The organism is Desulfosarcina alkanivorans (assembly GCF_009688945.1).
Taxonomy (GTDB): domain Bacteria; phylum Desulfobacterota; class Desulfobacteria; order Desulfobacterales; family Desulfosarcinaceae; genus Desulfosarcina; species Desulfosarcina alkanivorans.
Genome location: NZ_AP021874.1, coordinates 6104063 through 6125597 on the forward strand (window position 1 = coordinate 6104063; position 21535 = coordinate 6125597).

The window sequence follows — 21535 nt, forward strand, 5'->3', positions numbered from 1 at the left end:
AGTGCTTTCCTGCGCCTGATTTACAGGTGACTCCGCATACTCAAAACCCGCTGGTCAGGACAATAGCGCGGCCATTCCATGATGCGGTCAACCTTTCGGTTTTTCTAAAAACAGTTGGCCCTGAAAAGTCAGGATTGGTTGACAGGGCAGCGGCGATCTGCCAAGAATCCCCTTTGGTGAATACCCGTATGGGGGGCTCTGTAATGCCTCGCCGAACAGCCGCTCTGGAGAAGCCAGTGATGTACGACTTGAAAAACGGGTTTGGTCCCGGCCCCGTGCTGGATTGCTGAACCATGCTTGATCACACGTCCTTCCGCAATTTTCTTTCAAAAGGCGACGCCTCAAAGCGGCTTGATTTCTTTAAATGCCATAAAGACCTAATTCTTGATTATCTGCAGCAATTTCTCCAGTCGGGTCCCCCGACCGTGTATAGAGAATTTATCCTGAATGATACCAAGGGGCAGGAACGGGTTCACGTCTACCTGGATTCATTTGAAGCGGCACTTTCAGGAAATGTTGACACCTTTCTCAACGATCAAAAGCGTATCGGGTACATCCGGGCCATGGAAGGCTACCACCTCAATGACGTGTATGGATTCACGGTGGCATTCAAGGATGCCCTTTGGCTGACCGGCAAAGGCTACAACAACGCCAGACAAAACGCTGCCGACCGTCTCAGTAATGACGATATCTATGCCTTAAACAAACTGTTAGACGGCTCATTTTATTTTCTATCGCTGTCCTTTCTGGAAACGCGTGATGAGATTATCACGCGCCACAGGGAGCAGCTTCAGACGCTTCAGCGATATGCAGCAGGGGTCGTGTCGGTTTTTGAAGAAGAAGATATCTGGGCACGGACAACCCAGGGTGTTTTTGACGTGTTCGGGCTGAATGGAACGTTTCTTTTGACATGTGGAGATCGTCTCAAAGGAAAGGGGTGCCAGATTGAACGGATGATCGGCCTGCAAGTCGCCCAGCGGGATATGGAAAAGCTCCTGAAGAGCATTGCCCAGTCGTTGGTGCCGGTGGGGCTGGACAATTGCGATACATTGCATCCCCTTTCGAATTCGATGGATACAGATCAATTCCGGTTTGTGGCATCGCCAGTCATGGATGGCAAGAACAGGCTCACAGGCGTCCTCTGTGTTCATGATCAGGGGCGCGTCTTCCGGTTTTCAAAGTTTGACAGGAATCTTTTTCGTCAGTTGGCCTATTTTACCGGCGCCGTTTCTACCAACTGCCGGATCCTTTCAGAGATCGCCGAAAAAAAGGAGGACCTCAGAAATCTCACCGCTCGGCTGATTTCCGTCCAAGAGGAGGAAAGGAAGAAGATTGCAGCCGACATTCATGATGTTCTGACCCAGGCGTTAACCGGAATCGGCTACAAGGCGCTCTATTGTATGGAGATTGCAGGGCAGGATATCGATCGTCTACACAAAGAACTTGAAAACCTGACAGAAACCATCAACGATGCGTTGCGTCAATCCCGTCAGATTATCGGAAATCTGCGTCCCCATGTTCTGGATGACATTGGGATCGTTGCCGCTTTCAGAAAACTCATAGGCGATTTTGGAAAAGAGTTTGCCATAGACGTGCACTTTTCTCACCCTGATGATTTGCCGATCGATCCGGACAAGGGGATCGCACTTTTTCGCATCCTTCAGGAAGCACTGCACAACGCACGCCGGCACGCCATGCCTACAACCGTCGAATTGTCTCTGCGTTCCGAAGAAAATAATTGGCTGCTGATGACAGTCCGGGACAACGGCAACGGCTTCGATCCGCAAAAAAGAAACCGTCAACAAAAAAGGCCGGGCCTGGGCTTATTGACGATGCGGGAGCGGGCGGAGGATCTGGGAGGAGCATTTCAAGTCGTCTCTAACCCCGGAGAAGGGTGCACGATCATAGTGAAAATTCCTTTGGATGGAGATATAAATGGCTGAACGCATACGTGTAATGGTCGTCGATGACCACGCAATTGTACGCGAGGGCATAAAGGCACTGCTTGATCTTCAGGAGGACGTCGACGTCGTGGCCGAAGCGCGGTCCAGCATGGATTGCCTCGAGAAGATCGAGGCGGCGCTTCCCGATGTGGTCCTCATGGATCTCAAAATGCCCGGCATCGACGGGATTGAAGCAACGCGACTGGTAAAAGAAAAATGGCCCCAGACCAAAGTCATCCTGCTGACCAATTACGACGATGAAGAATACGTCATGGAGTCGATACGGGCCGGTGCTGACGGCTATGTGCTCAAGGACGTTAAAAAGGGGGACCTGTTCAAGATTATCCGCGGTGTGCTTCGGGACCGTGCGTTCATCGATCCGACCGTGACTCACAAATTGTTCCATAGCATCAAGCAGTCTTCAACATCCAAAGAAACCCAGGTTGCCCGGCCGGTTCTTTCCCAGAGGGAGCTTGAGATCCTGACCCACATCGTGGACGGCAGGTCCAACAAGGATATTGCCCACGCCGTCCATTTGTCGCCAGATACGGTAAAGACACACCTGAGAAACATCTACCAGAAACTGGGTGTCAACAACCGCTCCCAGGCCGCCCGGGCCGCCATCCAGGGAAAGCTCGTTCACCTGTCCCGTTAGTCAATGCACCCTTCCCTTTTTTCTCACCCGTTAGGGTGACGATGTTTCACCCGTTCAGGGCATTTACATCTTTTCCTTCCACTGTTATCTCTCGCCCAATTGAAACTCCATTTACAAAGATAAACATTTGCCTCTTCTATTTCCAAAATTGCCTCATCGGCCCATTGCCTGCCAAATAACAGGGCTGGGCGGTCTCCCCGCATCAGCCCCATCCGAAAGACGCCGACAGGTATGCCTACCGTCTTGGGAAGCCAAACGCCCCGCTGCGGACCGATTTTGCAGGCGGGTGCTGAAACCCATAATCTTTCAGTAACGCACAAGGAGGAGTACAAATGGACAGAGAAAAACAAAGAAGAGGGATTTCACGCCGCCGATTTCTGAAGGACGTCGTTCTTGGGGGAGCCGCCGTAGGGGCCGGCCTGACAATGGCTCCAGGGGTGCGGCTGGCCAATGCCGCCAAGAAGGGCGTCTACACCATGAAGTACGACTGTTATATCGGCGCCACCGCCGAAACGGCCCAGCTTGACAACTGGTTTCTTGACGAACTCGCCAAGCGGAGCGACGGACGGATCCAGATCAAAAAGTTCTGGTCGGGGTCCCTGCATAAGGTCGGGCAGCACCTGCCTGCCATCCGGGATGGCCTGTCGGAGATATCGCTGATCAGCTATGGCTATTATCCATCTGCAGTTCCCTTAAGCCGCGGGCTGGAATGGTATTACCGCGGTTGCGACCACGCCGACAGTTTGCTTTACGTCTGTCGCGACATGTACAACGCCACCCCGGAACTCCGCAGGGAATGGGAGGACAGGAACCGCGCAAAGGTGCTCTATTTCACCAACTGGAGTTACTGCCCCTTCATCATGAAAGAGCCGCTGCCTGACGTGGCCGCCCTCGAAGGGAGAAAAGTGCGCGGATACGGCATCGGTGCGGATACGGTAAACCGCCTGGGCGGACAGGGAATGCCCATCGTTGCCGGTGAGGTCTACACTTCCCTGGAGCGGGGGATTCTGGATGGCGCGTTTGCCTTTGCTTTCATCACTGCCGAGAAAATGAAACTTCACGAGCAGGCTCCCTACATCGTGGAATCTGGGGCTGGCGCACATGCCCCCACCACCGTCGTCATGAACCGGAAATTGTGGCGGTCCCTGCCCGATGATCTCAAAGAGGTTGTTAACCAGACTATCGCCGACCTTTATAACTGGCGTTTCCTGGAACTCTACACAAAATTGACCGAAGAGAGCGTAGACAAGATGGTTGCGGCCGGTGCGAAGTTCTCAACATGGTCAGATTCGGAAATCAAGAAGGCGACAAATATGGTCCAGCCTCTTCAGATTAACGAATGGGTCGAGAAAATTGCCAAGGCCAACAACTTCGACGGCGCCGCCTTCCAGAAAAAAGTCGACGCCCTGATTCAGAAATACGAGCCCGGCAAACTCAAAAACCCCTGGGAGACATACAAGCAGAAGTACATGTAACGGCGTTTGGGGGCACGGTTTTCCCGGGACGCCTGAACCCGGGCGTCCCAGGGACCCCACGCCCCATTGCTACTCCCTCCCAAGCAAAGAAAGTGTTGCCATGGAAAGACCGCGCAAAAGGATTCTCGTGGAAAGGCTCGCCGACCGGTACAGGGTCTTTTGCACGTATACAGCCGTAGTGGCTGCGGTGACCATCGCTCTGATGATTCTGAGCACCACGATGGACGCAACCGCCCGCTACCTGCTCAACAACCCGATTCCAGGGGTCTTTGAACTCAATGAAGTCCTTCTGGTCATTTGCGTTTACATGGGAATGGCCTGGACCCAGATCGAAAGAGGGCACATTCGGGTGATGGCCTTCCTGATGCGCGTTTCGGACAGAACCGAAACCAAATTCAACATCCTTGCCTGGGTGGTGACCTTCATATTTCTTTTCATCCTCGCCTACCAGAGCGCCATCGGCGCGTGGGAGTCTTTCCAGATCCGGGAATTTCGATGGGGATCGGTTCAGATGCCGATATGGTGGGCCAAGGCGCTGGTGCCGATCGGGTGCTGGATGATGAACATACAACTTATTTTTGACATCTGGAAGGACATCGAGTTTCTGCGTGGTCGCCTGCCCAAACGAATGGGCTGATGTCTATGCCGTTGTCACCCCTTTTCGTCTATAGAATATCACGGAAGGTAATCGATGATGGATCCATTGTTGGCGGTATTGGTCAGTATCCCGTTAGTTTTACTCCTGCTGGCCTTGGGGATTCCGGTTTTCGCTTCTCTGGGGGTCGCCGGTTTTCTCGGTTGTGCCGCAATTTCCGGAATGGACATGGCCCTGATTCAACTCAAAGTGTTCCCCTATGTGCAGAGCGCAAGTTATCTGCTCGTGGTCGTACCACTTTTTGTTATCATGGGTCATTTCGCCTTTAAGGCCGGTATCGGCAAAGATGTTTATCTCATCGGGAGAGCCTGGTTTTCCCGATTTCCAGCCGGCCTGGGCGTGGCCACGATCGTCGGCAGCGCAGGCTTTGCCGCCTGTTCGGGCTCAAGTGTCGCTACCGCCGCAACGATGGGCGCGGTGGCGGTTCCGGAGATGCGGGAGCAGGGATACGACCCCAAACTGGCGTGCGGCATCGTTGCTGCCGGCGGCGTCCTGGGTATTCTTATCCCCCCCAGCGTTATTCTGGTCTTTTATGGCGTGATCACGGATACCTCTGTCGGATCCATGCTGATTGCAGGGGTCATCCCGGGGTTCATTTCAGTTTTGATCTACATTCTCGGATTGACCATGCTGAGCCGGATCGAACCCACACTGGCCCCCAAACCCGTCTCGGTGTCCTGGGGCGAGCGATTTCGCTGCCTGAAGCACGGTTTAGGAGCTTTTCTGCTGTTCCTGATCGTGGTCGGGGGAATTTATATCGGATGGTTTACCCCTACCGAAGCTGCTGCGGTCGGTGCTTTTGTTTCCTTCATGGCCATGATCGTCCGGCGCAAACAGCTGGAAGAAACCTTCTGGGATGCCCTCAAAGAGTGCTTCATATCGACTCTGCGGACGTCCTGCATGGTGTTTATCGTCATCGTCGGGGCCGGGCTGTACAGTTTCTTCCTGACCCTCGCCCAGGTCCCCCAGATGGTATCGGCCTGGGTAGCGACGCTTCCGGTCCCGCCTTTGATGGTCGTGGGCCTTTTTTTACTGCTCTACATCCCGCTGGGGATGCTTCTTGACTCATTTTCTCTTCTCTTGGTGACCTTGCCGATCATGTTTCCGGTCGTCGTTGACCAGATGGGGTTCAGCGCCTTGTGGTTCGGTATCCTTTCCACGAAGTTGTGCGAGGTAGGCCTGATCAGCCCTCCGGTGGGTTTGAATGTATACGTTCTTGCCGGGGTGGTCAGGGATGTTCCCCTGGCGGACATATTCAAGGGGTGCCTGTGGTTCGTTTTTTTCGAGCTGGTGGCAGCTCTGGTTCTCTTCAGCATTCCATCTTTAAGCTACTGGCTTCCCATGACGATGCGCTAACGCCGCAATATACGCCTTGGTTTCAGGAGGCCGATACCAAAAGGAAAACCCGATGTGGAGGAAGAAATGAACAGGAATTCAACGGATTTGGCCGGCAAAAATGCCATTGTCACCGGCGGGGCGCGGGGAATCGGCGCGGCCGCAGCCCTTGCCCTGGCCCGGGAAGGCGCCAATATCGTCATCGCGGACCTCATTGATGTTTCTGAGACGGTCGGACAGGTGGAAGCCCTGGGTCGGAAAGCGATCGCCGTGGAGGCCAATGTCGCGGTTCAGCGTGACGTCCAGAAAATGGTTGACAAGGCCATCGACGCGTTCGGGCATATCGACATTCTGGTCAACAATGCCGGGGTGGTGCACCGCGACAGCCTTCTGGAAACGTCCGAAGCCACTTGGGACCGGGTGGTCGGCGTTGTCATGAAAGGCACCTTTTTCTGCATTCAGGCCATATACCCCCACATGCGCGAGCGCGGATACGGCAAAATCGTCAACGTCAGCTCCATATCCGGAATTATAGGCGGGGCGGTCTCCAAACTGAACGAATCTCCGGAAATGACCCGCGGTCGCTCAGGCCCGGCCTACGCGGCGGCAAAGGGCGGCGTGATCACGCTGACACGCTGGATCGCCAAGGATGTGGCCAAAGACGGCATATTTGTCAACAGCATCGCACCTGGTGCATGCGAAACGGAGATGACCAAGGGGTTCGATTACAACGTGTCCATGTTGCCGATACCGAGAATGGGAACACCGGCAGAGATGGCCGAATCCATCGTATTTCTCGCATCCGACGCCTCCAGTTACATCACCGGGCAGGTGCTCAACGTGGACGGGGGGTGGGTTACGGCCTGAACCGCTCCCGGCAGCCCTCCAAGATCACAAGGAGTAGATAAATGAACCTCAGCATGTTACTGACCAAAACCGCACGCCTTTTCCCGGATAAGCCGGCATTCATCCACGGAGATCGACAGATTTCATATGCTCAATTTGCCGACCGTGTCAATCGGCTGGCCAGTGCGTTGCAGCGGTTAGGCCTCAAACAGGGTGAAAACGTTGTGATTCTCCAATACAACTACCCCCAGACCTACGAATCCCTGTTTGCCTGTTTCAAGAGCGGTCTGGGCGCGGTGCCGATCAACTTCAGGCTCCATCCCAAAGAGTTTGCTTTCATCATCGATCACTCTGAGTCGAGGGCAGTAATCCTTTCATCCGAATTCAATGACGCCATTATGGCGGTACGGGACCGGATCCCCGGTGCCCGTCATCTGATCACCCTGGACGGCGCCGCCGGCGAGCTTCACGAGTACGAAACCCTGCTGGATGAGGCGGACGACGAATTCACCGATGTGGATGTTTCTCCCGATGACCTGGCCTGGCTTTTTTACACCTCCGGGACCACCGGCATGCCCAAGGGCGCCATGCTGACCCACCGCAACCTGCTGGCGATGAGCATGAGTTTTTATGCCGACATCGCACCGGGATTCACTCCTGACGATGTCATCCTCCATGCGGCTCCCCTTTCCCATGGCAGCGGGCTCTATGGTCTGCCAAACATCGGAAAAGGGGCCACAAGTGTCATTTTGCCTTCCAAATCCTTCGAGCCCGAGCTGGTATTTCAAACCATTGAGAAATACCGGGTCACCAATATGTTTACCGCACCCACCATGATCAAGATGCTTGTCGATCATCCGGCCGTGGACCGATACGACCTGAGTTCTTTGCGGTCCCTCAATTACGGTGGCGCCCCGATGCTGGTGGAAGACCTCAAGAAGGCCATCGATAAACTGGGGCCATGCCTGGTGCAACTCTTCGGGCAGGGCGAATCCCCCATGACCATCTCCTACCTGCCCCACTGGGCACACAAGACAGATGGCAGCCCGGAGGAAATCAGCCGCCTCGGATCGGCCGGATTTGCCCGAACTGATGTAGAGGTCAGGATTTTCGATACCGAAGACAACGAACTCCCGCCCGGCCGGATCGGAGAAATTGTGACCCGGTCCGACCTCGTGATGAAAGGATACTGGAAAAATCCGGAAATCTCTGCCGCTACCATCAAAAACGGATGGCTGCATACCGGGGACGTCGGCTACCTGGATGATAACGGCTACCTGTTCATTATGGACCGCTCCAAGGACATGATTATCAGCGGGGGCGAAAACATCTATCCCCGGGAAATAGAGGAAGTCCTGGTACGGCATCCGGCTGTCCGTGAGGTTTCGGTAATCGGTGTGCCGGATGCCAAGTGGGGAGAGGCGATCAAGGCCGTGATCGCTCTGAACCCGGGAAAGACAGCCTCCGAGCAGGAATTGATCGACTTTTGCCGAGACAACATCGCCAGCTACAAAAAACCCAAATCGGTCGATTTTGTAGACGAGCTTCCCAAGAGCAACTACGGAAAAATCCTGAAGCGCGAGCTTCGGGAAACCTATTGGCAGGACAGCGATCGAAAAGTGTAGCCGTGTCATGACCAACATATCAAGAAAAGGGAGGTCCTTTTTTCGACCTATAACACCACCGCCTACATCTTCGGGATTCTGATCGATGCGACCTGTTTCGCGCTGGTGTTGCGGGGCCTTGGCGGTGACGAACTGGTCGAAAGACTGTTGATGAGCCTTCCGTTCGGAAATTACGGGATTATTGCCTTTATTCTGTTTATTGTCTTTCTGCTCGGTTTTTTCCTGGACTGGATCGAAATCACGTTGATCGTTCTTCCACTGGTTGCGCCCGTGGCGGCGAGCCTGGATATTGCCGTCAGCGGCTACGGGGCAGTAAGCCGGCCGGAAATTGTCTGGTTCATCATACTGGTCGCTGTCACCCTGCAGACATCGTTTTTGACGCCACCGGTCGGTTTCGCCCTGTTTTATCTGAAGGGAATTGCACCCCCCGGTATCAGTCTGGGCCACATATACAAGGGCGTTGTTCCGTTTATCATCCTTCAGCTTATCAGCCTGTTGGCAATAATTCTGTTTCCCCAACTGGTTCTCTGGCTGCCGGCATTTATATACGGGTAACTTTTCCGGGGCTGAGAAGATGCACGAAATCGTTCAAGAAGAATAAAACCCATGGATCCAAGGAATATGGTGTTTTGACATGAAGGCGATGGTAATTGAAACCCAAGGTGATGCGGGAAAACTCGCCTGGCTGGAGGTTCCGCTCCCGGACATCGGCCCCCACGACCTGCTGGTTAAAGTTAAAGCCGCTTCGGTGACGCTGGAGGAAAAAACCGCTATTGTCCGAGGCGTCATAGACGACCTCCTACCGGGCCTCGCAGACGGCCGGCTGAAGCATGTGGTAGACAAGGTGTTCCCTTTGGAAAAAGCAGTCGAATTGCAGGATTACATGCGGTCCAACCGACAAGTCGGTAAGATCGTGCTGAAGGTGGACTGAAATTTTCAAATAGGAAAACCGTTCTTTAAGCCAGGGTGGTGGTGGGCTGCAAACCATCACTTGGCGAAAACCGGGTTCAATGGAACAAGGGAGATTTTCGATGGATGTCATCGAATCACTGAAGGAGAAGGTTGGCGATACCATGGTCACATCAATCGATCATATCGGCATTGTCGTCGAGGACCTGGAAGCCAGCATGGCCAGATATCAGACCCTGCTTGGGCTCCACATCAAGGAGGTCGAAGAAGTCAAGGTGGAGGGTGCGTTGCTGCGGGTGGCCTTTTTACCTGTTGGGGATACCAATATCGAACTGGTCCATACTTCGGCAACCACCGGACTGGCTGCAGATTTTCTGCGTAACCACGGTGAAGGAATCCACCACATCGCATTCGCCGTAGAGGATTTGGCCTCAATTTTCGATACCATGCGTGGCCGGGGGGTATCCTTTCTCTGGGATCGGATCATTCCCGGCTCCCGAGGGTCGCAGGTCGCGTTTTATAAATCAGAGGAATTTAACGGGGTATACATGGAACTGGTCCAGCGGTAATCTCATTTAGGACCCGGGAGGTTTGAAATGCTCAAAAAAAGAAAACTTGCCAGAGGTGTTGCCATTGCAGGTGCCGGCATGTCCAAGTTTGGTATGTTTGGAGATAAGAATTCAAAAGACTTGTTTGCCGAGGCCTTCAGCGAAATGCTTGCGTCAATAGACAAGGGTGCCGATCCAAATGATATCGATGCACTTTACGTGGGAAATTTTTCCAATGATTATTTTGTCCACCAGTCACACTGGGGACCCATTGTCTCGGATCTGATTGGTCTGACACCCAAGCCCGCCACCCGGACCGAAGGGGCCTGCGCATCCAGCGCACTGGCATTTCGTGAGGGGGTCTTTGCCATTGCCTCCGGCTTTTACGACATCGTTCTGGTCGGCGGCGTGGAAGATATGTCCAAACGGACCACCGAAGAGGTGGCCGAGGGGCTCGCCCTGGCCACGGTTCCCTACGAAGGTGAGGTCGGGTTTACCTTTCCGGGTGTTTTTGGTGCCCTGGCAACCGCCTATTTTGCCAAATACGGCGCCAGTCGTGAAGACCTAATGAACATCACCATCAAGAGTCACAATAACGCACCGCTCAATCCCAAGGCCCAGTTTCCCTTCACAATTCGTGAAATTATGGAGATGCGCAAAAAGAGTATGACCCGCAAAGGCCTCCCTGTGCCGGACTGGAGCGATGAAAAGGCATTTCTATCCGATCCGTCGGTCAACCCTGCGGTGGCCTGGCCAATGCACCTGTACGACTGCTGCCCCATCAGTGATGGCGCGAGCTGCATGCTTCTGGTCGCCGAAGACATTGTCAGCAATTTTACCGACGATCCAATCTACGTGGCCGGTATCGGCCAGGGCAGCGGACGCGGGCTTCATGCCAGTGATTCGCTGACGTCCTTCGAGGCGACGCGATACGCCGCCCGGGAGGCTTATGGGATGGCCGGACTGGGGCCCGAATCCATACAGTTTGCAGAGGTTCACGACTGCTTTTCCATGGCAGAGCTGGTTCATGTCGAAGACCTGGGTTTTTTTGAACCCGGCAAGGGATTCAGGGCGATTGCGGAAGGGGCTACGGCCCTGAACGGTCCCGTTCCGATCAACACCTCAGGGGGACTCAAGTGCAAGGGCCATCCGGTGGGTGCCACGGGCGTCTCTCAACTCTATGAGGTCTGGACCCAGCTCCGGGGCAAGGCAGGGGATCGCCAGGTTCCCAAAGAGAACCTGCGGGTGGGAGCGGCACACAACCTGGGCGGTACCGGCGGTACCTGTACGTTCACGATTCTGGAAAGGAGATAGCCATGTCACATGACCGGGCCTTCAGCGATATGTCCTTCCGACAATTTCTATCCGAAGAAAAACTGATGGGTTGCCGGTGTCGCAAGTGCGGTCACCGCTACCTGCCCCCGAAGCCGATCTGTACGCATTGTTTCAGCCGGGACCTGGAATGGGTCGAGATGCCGGAGACCGGAAAACTGGCCGCCTTTACCTGTATCACCGTCGGTCCGCCGGCGATGAAGCAGGAGGGATATGGCCGGAAAAATCCCTATTGCTCAGGGGTGATCGAATTGGCCGAGGGTCTCCGGGTCGATGCCCGCATCCGGGGGCTGGATCCTAAACGTCCTGAACTAATTCGTGTCGGGATGCCCATGCGGATCGATTATATCCACCAGGAAAGGGACGGCGGTAAATCAACGGTGCTCGGTTTTCGTCCGGCTTGAACGGATTGGAAGAACTGCTCATGGGGAATAAAAATGTCAGAACAGCGATATGAAACAGGATTGAAGACCCTTAAAAAAATCACCGCTTCGTCAGGGGCGGCTGTAATTGATGGCCTGAAGGATCTCGCCCCCGATTTGGCCGACTGGATAATAAAGTTTTCATACGGGGACGTTTTATCTCGACCCCATATCGATTTAAAGTCACGTCAACTTGCCACCGTTGCGGCATTGACCGCCATGGGAACCGCCACGCCCCAGCTTAAGGTCCACATCAAAGGGGCACTGAATGTTGGCTGCAAGCAAGAGGAGATTGTCGAAATAATTCTTCAAATGGCTGTATTTGCAGGATTCCCAGCTGCCATTAACGGGATCAATGCTTCGCGGGAAGTTTTTGAAAAAGAAGAATCGCCCTGACGGGTTGATTTCGACCAAAAATCCCTCATTTCTGGACGGACACTATCCATCCGATCACCACAGGCTAAATGAACCCTGGGTTATCGGCGCCGCGCACTTATACAGGAAGGGGACCGCAAATGTTGAAGATTAAAGATTCTGTCGCCGTTATCACCGGCGGTGCCAGCGGTCTCGGTTTCACTCTTGCCAGGTACTGGTTGGAGCGGGGCGGTAAAGTGGTAATCGGTGATGTGGACGAATCGGCACTCAAGCAGGCGGCTGAAGAACTCGATGGCGATGTGGTCACGGTGCCATGCAACGTGACTCGCGAAAAGGACTGTGCGCTTCTTGCGGAGACTGCCATCCGGAAGTTCGGACAGATCAATCTGGTGGCACCTTTTGCCGGTATCATCGCAGATGGTCTTTTGGTCTCGCCGGATCGTGAGACCGGTAAAGTTACGAATAAAATGTCATTGGATCAATTTCAGAAGGTAATTGATATTAATCTGAGCGGCGTTTTTCTGACGGTTCGCGAATGCAGCGAACGCATGATTAACCATGGTTGTCGGGGCTTGATCTGCCTGGTTTCCTCCACGGGATCTCTGGGAACCGCCGGACAGATCAATTATTCCTCAACCAAAGCCGCCATGTCCGTCATGCCCAAGGTCATCACCGCTGAATTTTTCCGGCGGGGGATAGCTGAACGGATCCGCTGTGTGGCAGTAGCGCCAGGCTACGTTGACACGCCCATGGCAAAGGGCATGAACCAGAAAGCCCTGGAAAAGATTGTCGCTCAGGTCCCCATTGGCCGTCTGGTGGAACCGGAAGAAGTGGCAATGTTTGTGGGGGATATTTACAAGAACGAAGCCTTGAGCGGTGAAGTCTTTTTTATCCATGGAGGACTGCGTTTAGGTTCCAAAGGTTAGTTCTTTATCGACACATCTGAATTTCAGCCCATATTTTTTCAGGCGATTTAAATTGGAAATAATTTCAAGAGCACAGAATAAGGACGAATCATCATGCCAATTAACAGGTTTGGAACCATTCTATTTGCAACCAACTTGGAGGAGAACTGCAGGCTTGCATTTGAACTGGCCGTTTCAATGCTAACTTGGTTTTGCTACATGTTCTGGAACAAATGCCAGATTATTTGACCGCCCGCCTCAAAGATTTTACAGGTGAAAAACAATGGAACCAAATAATTGAGCAAAATGCCAATTCTGCCCGCGAAGTTCTGATCGGCAAAAGATCATCTGCCAGACTCATCAAGGACGCTTTGGACCGGTTCTGTATGGACGCTGGTATGGACGATGTTCTCGGTGGCTCTCATACCAAAGAAATAGTTGTCGCTGACGGTGAAATCGTCGAAGAGATTCTTTTACAGGCTAAAAAATATCATGCAGATGTAATCGTCATGGGTGCTAGGAAGGGGTTCCTGTCTGACAGCCGTATCGGTCACTGCATCAAATCCGTCATGAGGCAATGCCATCTCCCCGTCATGGTTGTTCCGCAAGATATAAGATGACGGCTCCATCTTACGAAAAGAAAAAATAGGCTGAGAATTGTTCGGTGCTGGACATCAGGGTTGTCCTTGAAGTCATCCCGTTGAAACCTGGTTTATCGATAAGGTTTAAGGGGGGTCTTTCCGCCGGAAATTTTCCCACCAACTTTCCTTTTTTCTGATCATGCCTGGTTGGGAAATGACCGGGCATCCTATCGAAGAATGCCGTACTTTTTCATCTTGCGCCACAAGGTGGTGCGCTCCATTCCCAGTTCCCGTGCGGCGTTGCAGCGATGGCCATTGCATTTTTCCAATGCCGCCAGGATGCGCCGGTGCTCCCGGCCGGGCGATTCCGCCTGACCGGCGGCCGGTTCGGATGAAACGGCGGATTGCTGCACCTGCCGGACATAGTCGGGCAGGTGGTCCGGCTGGACGATGGCTTCACGGCAGATGATCAGGGCATGTTCCAGGATGTTCTCCAGTTCGCGGACGTTGCCCGGATAGTCATAGTTGAGCAGGATCTGCATGGCGGTCCTGGAAATGGCCGGCGGGGCCACCGCCCGGGCGGCACACAGGTTGCGCACGATGTGGCGGATGAGCAGGGGCAGGTCGCCCCGGCGTTTTTTCAACAGGGGCAGTTCGATGCGCATGACGTTGAGCCGGTAGAACAGGTCTTCGCGAAACAATCCCTGATCAACGAGGTTCTTCAGCTGCCGGTTGGTGGCCGAGATGATGCGGACATCCACTTTGCGCGTGCGGCGGGAGCCCAGCGGGTAGAACTCCCGGTCCTCGAGCACGCGTAGCAGCTTGGCCTGGAGGGAGAGCGGCAGGTCGCCGATCTCGTCCAGGAAAATAGTGCCGCCTTCGGCGTCGGAGAATCGTCCCGGCTTGTCCCGGTCCGCCCCGGTGAACGCGCCTTTGACGTAACCGAAGATCTCCGACTCGATCAGGTTTTCCGGAATGGCAGCGCAGTTGACCTTGACGAGCGGCCTGTCGGCCCGGGGGCTGGCCGAATGAATGACCTTGGCCAGCAGGTCCTTGCCCGTGCCCGTGGCCCCTTCCACCAGCACCGTGGCATCGCTGGGAGCGACCACATTGACCATCTCGAAGATCCTGAGCATGGACGGGTCCTTGCCGATCATGTCGTGGAAGGTGTAGCGGTTACTGATGGCCCGGTTCAATTGATGGGCAAGGGTCATGTCGTGAAAGGTGGCCAGCCCGCCCACGATGACGTTTTTCTCATTTCTCAGGGCCATGTAGTTGGCGCGAATGGGGATGGTGACCCCATCCCTGTCGGTCATGCGGCCATGGTGGCTGCTGCGGGTTTCACCCGATGTGATGGATTCTTTCAGCAGGCAGACATCCGGCGAGCGCTCGCCGGGGAAGATCATGGCGCAGGACTGGCCCAGGACCTGGTGCCGGTCATAGCCGGAGATGGTTTCCGCCGCCCGGTTGAAGAAGTTGATCAGCCCGCCCCGGTTCACGGTAAAGATGCCCACGTCCAGGTTGTCCAGGATGATTTTGAGGCTTCGCTCTTCGTAGTGCAGCCGGTCGATGAGCTGGGTGATGGGGGAGTGGTCCTGCAGGATGGTCATGCACCCGACAATCTCGCCCCGGCGGTCGTAGACGGGGGTGGCCATGCGGGTAATCAGGTGCCGCTGGTTCTCCTCGTCGGTGACTTCCATGTCCGGATCGCGTTCGCCGGCCGTGTCCGGGTGGTGAATCACACAGGAGACCGTGCAGGGCACCCCGGTGAACACCTCGCGGCAGTCCTGGTTGATGACTTCCGGCTCCCGAAGCCCCAGCAGTGCCTGGGCGCTGAGATTGATGGCCGTGATCCGCCGGCGGCTGTCGGCCACGAAGGCGCCGATATTCAGTTCATCCATGACGTTCAGCCAATGGTCGCAGCGGATGCCCTGGCGCTGATGGGCGGGTTGTATGCCGGTGGTCATGGGGCCTCCCCGGATGGATCGGATCCGGATGCGCGCACCGGCAGCCGGATTTCGAAGGTGGTTTCTCCTCCCGGCTGGCTGGCGGCCGTCAGGGTGCCGCCGTGGCGGTGGATGATGCCGTAAGTGGTCGACAGCCCCAGGCCGATGCCGTGGCCTTCCTGCTTGGTGGTGTAAAAGGGTTCGAAGATGTGAGGCATATCCTTATCCCGGATGCCGTGGCCGTTGTCGGTTACCCGGACGACCACGCAGGCGGGGCTTCCATCCGAGTCGGCGGCAAGCGTGAGGCTGCCGCCGTCGGGCATGGCATCCACCGCGTTGAAAATCAGGTTGAGCAGGCATTGCTGAAGCTGGTTGGCGTCGCCGCTGACCTCCGGCAGATCGGCTGCAATGCGCGTTGCCAGGGTGACATCCCCCAGTTCCAGCCGGTGGCGGGCCAGCACGATGCTGCGGTCCACGATTTCAGCCATGGATACGGGGCCCACGGAAACCGGTGACCGTCGGGAAAAGGTGAGCAATCCGGACACGATTTTCGAACAGCGGTCGGTTTCGGTTTCCACCAGCGCCAGGTAGCGGGCGAACTGGGCGTGTGTGTCCGTCGCCAGGGGCCCTTTCTGGAAGTTGCGCAGCATCAGCCGGATGTAGTTGAGGATGCCGGAGAGCGGGTTGTTGATCTCATGGGCCACGCTGGCCGCCAGCCGGCCCAGGGACATCATCTTGTCCTGGTGCAGCAGGCGCGCCTGGTCGGCCATCTCCTGCTCCAGGCGATGGATGCGCCGCAGGTCCCGGACAAAGCAGACCAGGCCCGCCGATTTCCCTTCATCCATCAGGACCGTGGCCGAGAGCTGGACCGGGACCGGTTGATGCCGGTCGTCCAGCAGACAGGTCTCGTAAAGCATCAGCCGGTTGGTCCCGCCGTGGCCGGAAGCGGCCAGATCGTCCCGGAAGCGGCGGAGTTCCGCTTCGCTGAAAAAGTGTTCCAGGGTGGCCTGGTGCAACACCCCGGCGCGGTCGCGTCCCAGCATCTGTTCCATACTGCGGTTGAAGGTGACCACCCTGCCTTTGTCGTCGCAGCCCACAATGCCATCCATGGAGCTTTCGATGAGACGGTCCTGATAGGCGACGGTTTCCTCCAGTCGGCGGGTGGTGCGGGACAGCCCGTGTTCCAGCTGGCGGGTGTAGTCCTTGAGCTGCTGGCGGGTGTGGTAGCGATGCCGGGCGCGCGCGATGGCCACCATCATGGCCTCGGCGTGGATCGGCTTGGTGATGAAGTCCGAGGCATCCAGCTGCAGGGCGCGGATGGCGGTTTCCATTTCACCGAAGGCGGTGGCGACGATGACCTCGGTATCCGGAAAGCGCTGCTTGACCGTCTCCAGCACCCGGATGCCGTCCATGCCGGGCATACGGATGTCGGTGATGACAATCCGGGGTGCGAACTGCTCACAACGGGCAAGCCCTTCACGGCCGTCGGCGGCGGTTTCAACCCGGTAGCCGGCATCCGTAAGGGTCAGGGCGGTGACGTCGCGGATATCTTTCTCGTCGTCGATGATCAGGACGGGCCATTGCTCGGCGGTCATCTGGCTGCCTGCTTTCATGGTTCAGCAAGAACGGGGGTGGTTGTCATAGGCGCACCGGACAGCGTCCGGCAGGGGGTGCACCGGCAATCATCATAGGGAATTCCTACCGGGTCGTCAATAACCACCACGGGCCCCGGTGGGCCCTGACACCGGACTTGACTGTGCCATGAAAGTTAAATATGCTTTTTCATCACCCGTTGCCACCACATCCCTTTGCGCATTCACGTCATTCGTTTCAGTTCGCTGATCCTCACCCGGCCGCTGATTTATCTGCCAGCCCCATGTCAGGGGCGGCCTTTCTAAAACGTACCATCCCAGAAAACCGGTCAGTTTCCAGCACCAGCGGAGACCCATTCGTGGCGGCAGCGGATCGATTTCGGCCCCTGTCGGGATCCCATGAAAAAGGAGAACGAATCATGACGCAAGTCCATCAGAGAAATCGGGAAATGGATCACCTGCACCCGCTGGTGCGGGGCAAGGTTGCCACGGTGATCGACACGCTTGACGATGAGAATCTGCCCTTCAGGGTGTTCGAAGGCTTCCGTTCACCCCAGCGCCAGCAATACCTGTACGATCAGGGACGCAGCCGTCCCGGATCGGTGGTGACCCATGCACGCCCCTGGACCTCTTACCACCAGTACGGCATGGCGGTCGATTTCGTTCTCTTCGAGGACGGCAGTTGGAGCTGGGATGACTCGGGTGCAAAGCGAAGATGGTGGCAGCGGCTGCATGAAATCGGCCGGGAGAATGGCTTGACGCCGTTGACCTGGGAGCTGCCGCACATGCAGCTGCCGGATCTTCACATCAGTGAACTCCAGGCCGGCCACTATCCACCCGAGGGCGATCTCGACTGGGCCGGGAACCTTGAATCGGCCATCTATTCGTGGACCGGCTATCCCCCATCGCCCTCCCTGCCCGATATCATTCCCGACCGGCCGGCCATGGAAACCGGCGTGACACCGCCCGTCGAACACGAAGACATCCCTTTGCCGGAGACGCAGGGCTGGCATAACCGGTACGGCGGCCGGGAATGGCGGTTCGACGAAAACGGCGTCTACATCCGCGGGCATGAAAACGGCCGCAAACCGCTGCGTACGCGTGGCGAACCGGTAACCTGCAGGTCCATCTGGCGCCTGTTTGGCGATAGTATCGTCACTGCCTCCAGAGCATACCGCATCCCCATCGGGATCATCATGATGGTGATTGCCACCGAGACCGCTTTTGCCCGGCGATATGGGTTTACGGGGCCACATACCTTCCGCTGGGAGCCCCACGTCGCGGTCAAAGATGTCTCACCCCCGGTCTGGGGCGATTACAGTGCCGGTCCGATGCAGACGCTGGCCACCACGGCGCGATGGGTCGTCAACGTCCAGAACCTCGATTATGACCCTTTCAGCATTGCACCGGTGTTCCAGCGACGGCCGGATCCCCCCGAGACGCTGCCGCTTTATGACGCGGCCGTCAATATCGATATCGGGTCGGCGGAAATCAGGCAGCGGGTGGCTAAAACCGGTCTCGATCCCATTCTGGTCGCCGCCGCCTTCAACGCCGGCGGCCTCTATAAAAGCACCAAAAATCCCTGGCACTTCAAATCAAGCGGGGACCACCTCGATCGGGCCGCCCGATGGTATGGGGATGCGTGCGCGGTGATGGCCGAACTTCAAACCAATGCCTGACCCGCCGCGGCCTGATCTTTTTTAACACTGCCGCCCCACACGGTGTGCGGGCGCCAGGCCGGACCGTCAACGGGGTCGCTCAATCCTTGAACGGCAAGCCGCTTCCTGCAGGGCAGCCCTTTTAAAACAAGGTGGCTGTCCGGCCCGGGCTCTCACTTGTCACCCATCATAAGCAAGGAGAAACGTCATGAGTGAACGAGAAAAAACGTACACCTATCGGTCCGGGAAGAAAATCGAACTTGAAAAAAGCCGCCATCAGATGGTTGTCCGGACCTTGCCGGTAAATCTGGATGATGCCGCCATTGTCGACAAACAGCAGGTTTCATCCCGCTCGACGCGGATTACAACATCCTCGACGGACCTGGAGCCGGTGATGCGCCGCAGTCGAACGGTTGCCCCGACCCATCACGCCTATTTCGAGACAGGGACCGGGAGCGAGTTCTTGATTACCGATCGTATTTTTGTCGTGTTCAAGGACCCCCCATCCCCTGAGCTGGTCGCTGAGTTTGCCGGCCGCTATGGCCTGGTTAAAAAGGCGGCCTTCGGCGATCGCGATTTTCTGTTTCAACTGACCAGCCATACCGGCATGAACCCGGTCAAGCTGGTCGTGACGCTCACCGAAGACGACCCTCTGGTCCACACCGCCGAGCATGACCTGAACCAGCGTGTCGCCACCGGCCAGTTCCCCGTTCCTTCCGACCCGCAATACGGGCGGGAATGGCACCTGCACACGCGGCTGAACCATCCGGATTATGACATCCGCGCCTGCTCAAAATGCGAAGACGCCTGGCGCCTGCTGGGCCACTCCGGCAGTGATCGTGTCGTTGTCGCGGTTACGGATGACGGCTGCAAGCTGGACCACGACGATTTCGATTCGCCGGACAAATTTGCCGACTGGGGGTACTTTCGGGGAGAGCGGTTGATCACCTCGGGCGATATCGATGCCGATCCGGATGAAATGTACCAGCCCGGTTCCAATCACGGCACCTCCTGTGCCGGCGTCATCGCCGGCGAAATCGACGCCCTGCTGACCGTCGGGGCTGCGCCGGGGTGCACGCTGCTGCCCATCCAGTGGGAGTCGGAGGGCCCCTCCCTGTTCATCAGTGATTCCAAACTGCTTACCGTATTGAATTTTATCGCTGATAAAGCGGATGTCATGTCCAATTCATGGAGCGGGGTCCCGACTTTCGTACTGGCGCTTCCCGTCATCAACCGCCTGACCGAACTGTCCCAAACCGGCGGCCGGCGGGGCAAGGGCATCGTTTTTCTATGGGCGGCCGGCAACGACAACTGCCCCATCAGCCACACGGCCGCGGAGAATGTGCCCTACAACCACGGCTGGCGTGTATACAGTGATGGCTCGGCGGAATGGATAGGGGTCGATACGGCGCGTCAATTTGAAAGAAATCTGGTCGGGATTCCGGGCGTCATGAACATCGCGGCGCTGGCCAGTACGGCACGGCGCAGCCACTATTCCAATTATGGACCGGGGATTTCCCTGTGCGCACCCAGCAGCAATGGCCACGCCTACTTTCGCATGGATGTCCGCGGGCTTGGCATCACCACCACCACCGGCGGCTCCGGCGGCGTTACCCACGAATTCGGCGGCACCTCGAGCGCCACCCCTCTGGTGGCCGGCATTGCCGCACTGGTGGTTTCCGCCAATCCCGACCTGAGTGCCCTGGAGGTTGTTTCCATACTGAAGCGGACCGCTTCGAAGGACCTCGATCTGCTGGGCTACCCCCCCACGCCCTCCGCCAGTTTCGATACGGACACGAGCTGGGACATCTCGCCCGTAGCGCCATTTGATGTGGGTGATTTTGGTGATTCGGGCGACGAAAACGGGACATGGAGCCCCTGGTTCGGACATGGATGCGTCGATGCCCGGGAAGCCGTCGCCGAGGCATTGAGACGTGGTGACCCCCGGGGGGATTTAACTTTTCTGGGCCATTCGTCGCCCGACAAGAGCATACCGGATTACAGTCCAAGGGGGATCAGGGACCAGATCGGTTGCGGTGACACCTTTACCCTCCGGTCCCTGAAGGTCCAGGTGGATATCACGCATACCTATATCGGCGATCTGCGCGTGGTTTTAATCTCGCCCTCCGGCACCTCGGTGACCCTCCATGACCGAACCGGCGGCAGTGCCAACGATCTGCACAGCGAATTTACCGTCAGTTCCACGCCCATGCTGCATGCGTTGTCGGGTGAGTCGATCAAGGGCGCCTGGACGCTTCATGTCCAGGACCTGGCGGCTCAGGACCGCGGCCGTCTGAAACGGTGGCAGCTGGAGATCCGGGGAGAATCGCAAGCGGTGGTCGATGTTGAGGACGCCCCCGGCATCATCATCCCGGACAACATACCCGGCGGGATATCGCGCTCCCTGGACGTTGCCCCCGGCGGGCAGCTTGACGATATTCAGGTGGCGATCGACATTACGCACACCTATATCGGCGATTTGCGCGTCGAACTGATGTCCCCGGCGGACACGCGTGTGCTGCTGCATAACCGTACCGGCGGGTACGCCGACAACATCATCCGGACCTACACCGCCGCCAATACGCCGAACCTCCGGATACTGCGCGGAGAGTCGGTCAGCGGCCCCTGGACCTTGAACGTTTCGGATCGTGCCGGCGCCGATCAAGGCAAACTGAATCGCTGGGCTTTGAAGCTGATGCTCCAGGCCTGAGCGCCGCTTCCCGGACAGGGGTG

Annotated in this window: 18 protein-coding genes and 1 pseudogene; 17 read left to right on the forward strand and 2 right to left on the reverse strand. The window is 56.5% G+C overall.

Annotation, left to right across the window (positions count from 1 at the left end; translation table 11 throughout):
- Positions 1 to 293: 293 nt before the first annotated feature.
- The 15 genes and pseudogenes from DSCA_RS26520 to DSCA_RS26590 all read left to right on the forward strand — a co-directional run.
- Positions 294 to 1943, forward strand: a complete 1650-nt coding sequence (locus tag DSCA_RS26520; RefSeq protein WP_155319308.1) for a GAF domain-containing sensor histidine kinase — start codon at positions 294 to 296, stop codon at positions 1941 to 1943.
- Positions 1936 to 2598, forward strand: coding sequence for a response regulator (locus DSCA_RS26525; protein ID WP_155319309.1), 663 nt, complete (start codon positions 1936 to 1938; stop codon positions 2596 to 2598). Before DSCA_RS26520 ends, DSCA_RS26525 begins: the two co-directional genes overlap by 8 nt.
- A 332-nt stretch (positions 2599 to 2930) precedes the next feature.
- Positions 2931 to 4073 (forward strand): TRAP transporter substrate-binding protein DctP, encoded by a 1143-nt coding sequence (gene dctP / locus DSCA_RS26530; RefSeq protein WP_155319310.1) that lies wholly within the window; start codon positions 2931 to 2933, stop codon positions 4071 to 4073.
- A 100-nt stretch (positions 4074 to 4173) separates the two neighbouring features.
- The gene (locus DSCA_RS26535) at positions 4174 to 4710 is read left to right on the forward strand and encodes a TRAP transporter small permease subunit (RefSeq protein ID WP_155319311.1); all 537 of its coding nucleotides are present in this window, start codon (positions 4174 to 4176) and stop codon (positions 4708 to 4710) included.
- Positions 4711 to 4764: 54 nt separating this feature from the next.
- Positions 4765 to 6084, forward strand: a complete 1320-nt coding sequence (locus tag DSCA_RS26540) for a TRAP transporter large permease (RefSeq protein WP_197904674.1) — start codon at positions 4765 to 4767, stop codon at positions 6082 to 6084.
- 66 nt (positions 6085 to 6150) lie between these two features.
- Positions 6151 to 6930 (forward strand): SDR family NAD(P)-dependent oxidoreductase, encoded by a 780-nt coding sequence (locus DSCA_RS26545; RefSeq protein ID WP_155319312.1) that lies wholly within the window; start codon positions 6151 to 6153, stop codon positions 6928 to 6930.
- A gap of 41 nt (positions 6931 to 6971) precedes the next feature.
- Positions 6972 to 8534, forward strand: coding sequence for an acyl-CoA synthetase (locus DSCA_RS26550; RefSeq protein WP_155319313.1), 1563 nt, complete (start codon positions 6972 to 6974; stop codon positions 8532 to 8534).
- Between the two features lie 18 nt (positions 8535 to 8552).
- A complete protein-coding gene (locus DSCA_RS26555) occupies positions 8553 to 9089 on the forward strand; it encodes a TRAP transporter large permease subunit (RefSeq protein ID WP_155319314.1) in 537 nt (178 codons plus the stop codon).
- 79 nt (positions 9090 to 9168) lie between these two features.
- Positions 9169 to 9465 (forward strand): zinc-binding dehydrogenase, encoded by a 297-nt coding sequence (locus DSCA_RS26560; RefSeq protein WP_155319315.1) that lies wholly within the window; start codon positions 9169 to 9171, stop codon positions 9463 to 9465.
- Between the two features lie 100 nt (positions 9466 to 9565).
- Positions 9566 to 10012, forward strand: a complete 447-nt coding sequence (locus DSCA_RS26565) for a VOC family protein (RefSeq protein ID WP_167527962.1) — start codon at positions 9566 to 9568, stop codon at positions 10010 to 10012.
- A gap of 27 nt (positions 10013 to 10039) precedes the next feature.
- Positions 10040 to 11305 (forward strand): thiolase C-terminal domain-containing protein, encoded by a 1266-nt coding sequence (locus DSCA_RS26570; protein ID WP_155319317.1) that lies wholly within the window; start codon positions 10040 to 10042, stop codon positions 11303 to 11305.
- Between the two features lie 2 nt (positions 11306 to 11307).
- Positions 11308 to 11727, forward strand: a complete 420-nt coding sequence (locus DSCA_RS26575) for a Zn-ribbon domain-containing OB-fold protein (RefSeq protein ID WP_155319318.1) — start codon at positions 11308 to 11310, stop codon at positions 11725 to 11727.
- 33 nt (positions 11728 to 11760) lie between these two features.
- Positions 11761 to 12141 carry a carboxymuconolactone decarboxylase family protein gene (locus tag DSCA_RS26580; protein WP_155319319.1) on the forward strand — a complete coding sequence of 127 codons (381 nt, stop codon included), beginning with the start codon at positions 11761 to 11763 and terminating at the stop codon, positions 12139 to 12141.
- Positions 12142 to 12260: 119 nt separating this feature from the next.
- A complete protein-coding gene (locus DSCA_RS26585) occupies positions 12261 to 13046 on the forward strand; it encodes an SDR family oxidoreductase (RefSeq protein ID WP_167527963.1) in 786 nt (261 codons plus the stop codon).
- A gap of 182 nt (positions 13047 to 13228) precedes the next feature.
- Positions 13229 to 13645, forward strand: a pseudogene (locus DSCA_RS26590) (universal stress protein); the annotation flags it as partial.
- Positions 13646 to 13833: 188 nt separating this feature from the next.
- Here DSCA_RS26590 and DSCA_RS26595 read toward each other — a convergent pair.
- The gene (locus DSCA_RS26595) at positions 13834 to 15573 is read right to left on the reverse strand and encodes a sigma 54-interacting transcriptional regulator (RefSeq protein WP_155319322.1); all 1740 of its coding nucleotides are present in this window, start codon (positions 15571 to 15573) and stop codon (positions 13834 to 13836) included.
- Positions 15570 to 17147, reverse strand: a complete 1578-nt coding sequence (locus DSCA_RS26600) for a hybrid sensor histidine kinase/response regulator (protein ID WP_231716292.1) — start codon at positions 17145 to 17147, stop codon at positions 15570 to 15572. The genes DSCA_RS26595 and DSCA_RS26600 overlap by 4 nt, the downstream gene beginning before the upstream one ends.
- 416 nt (positions 17148 to 17563) lie before the next feature.
- Here DSCA_RS26600 and DSCA_RS26605 point away from each other — a divergent pair, with 416 nt between their 5' ends.
- The gene (locus DSCA_RS26605; protein WP_167527965.1) at positions 17564 to 18823 is read left to right on the forward strand and encodes a D-alanyl-D-alanine carboxypeptidase family protein; all 1260 of its coding nucleotides are present in this window, start codon (positions 17564 to 17566) and stop codon (positions 18821 to 18823) included.
- Positions 18824 to 19010: 187 nt separating this feature from the next.
- On the forward strand, positions 19011 to 21512 hold the full coding sequence (locus DSCA_RS26610) for a proprotein convertase P-domain-containing protein (RefSeq protein ID WP_167527966.1): 2502 nt from the start codon (positions 19011 to 19013) through the stop codon (positions 21510 to 21512).
- Positions 21513 to 21535 lie beyond the last annotated feature (23 nt).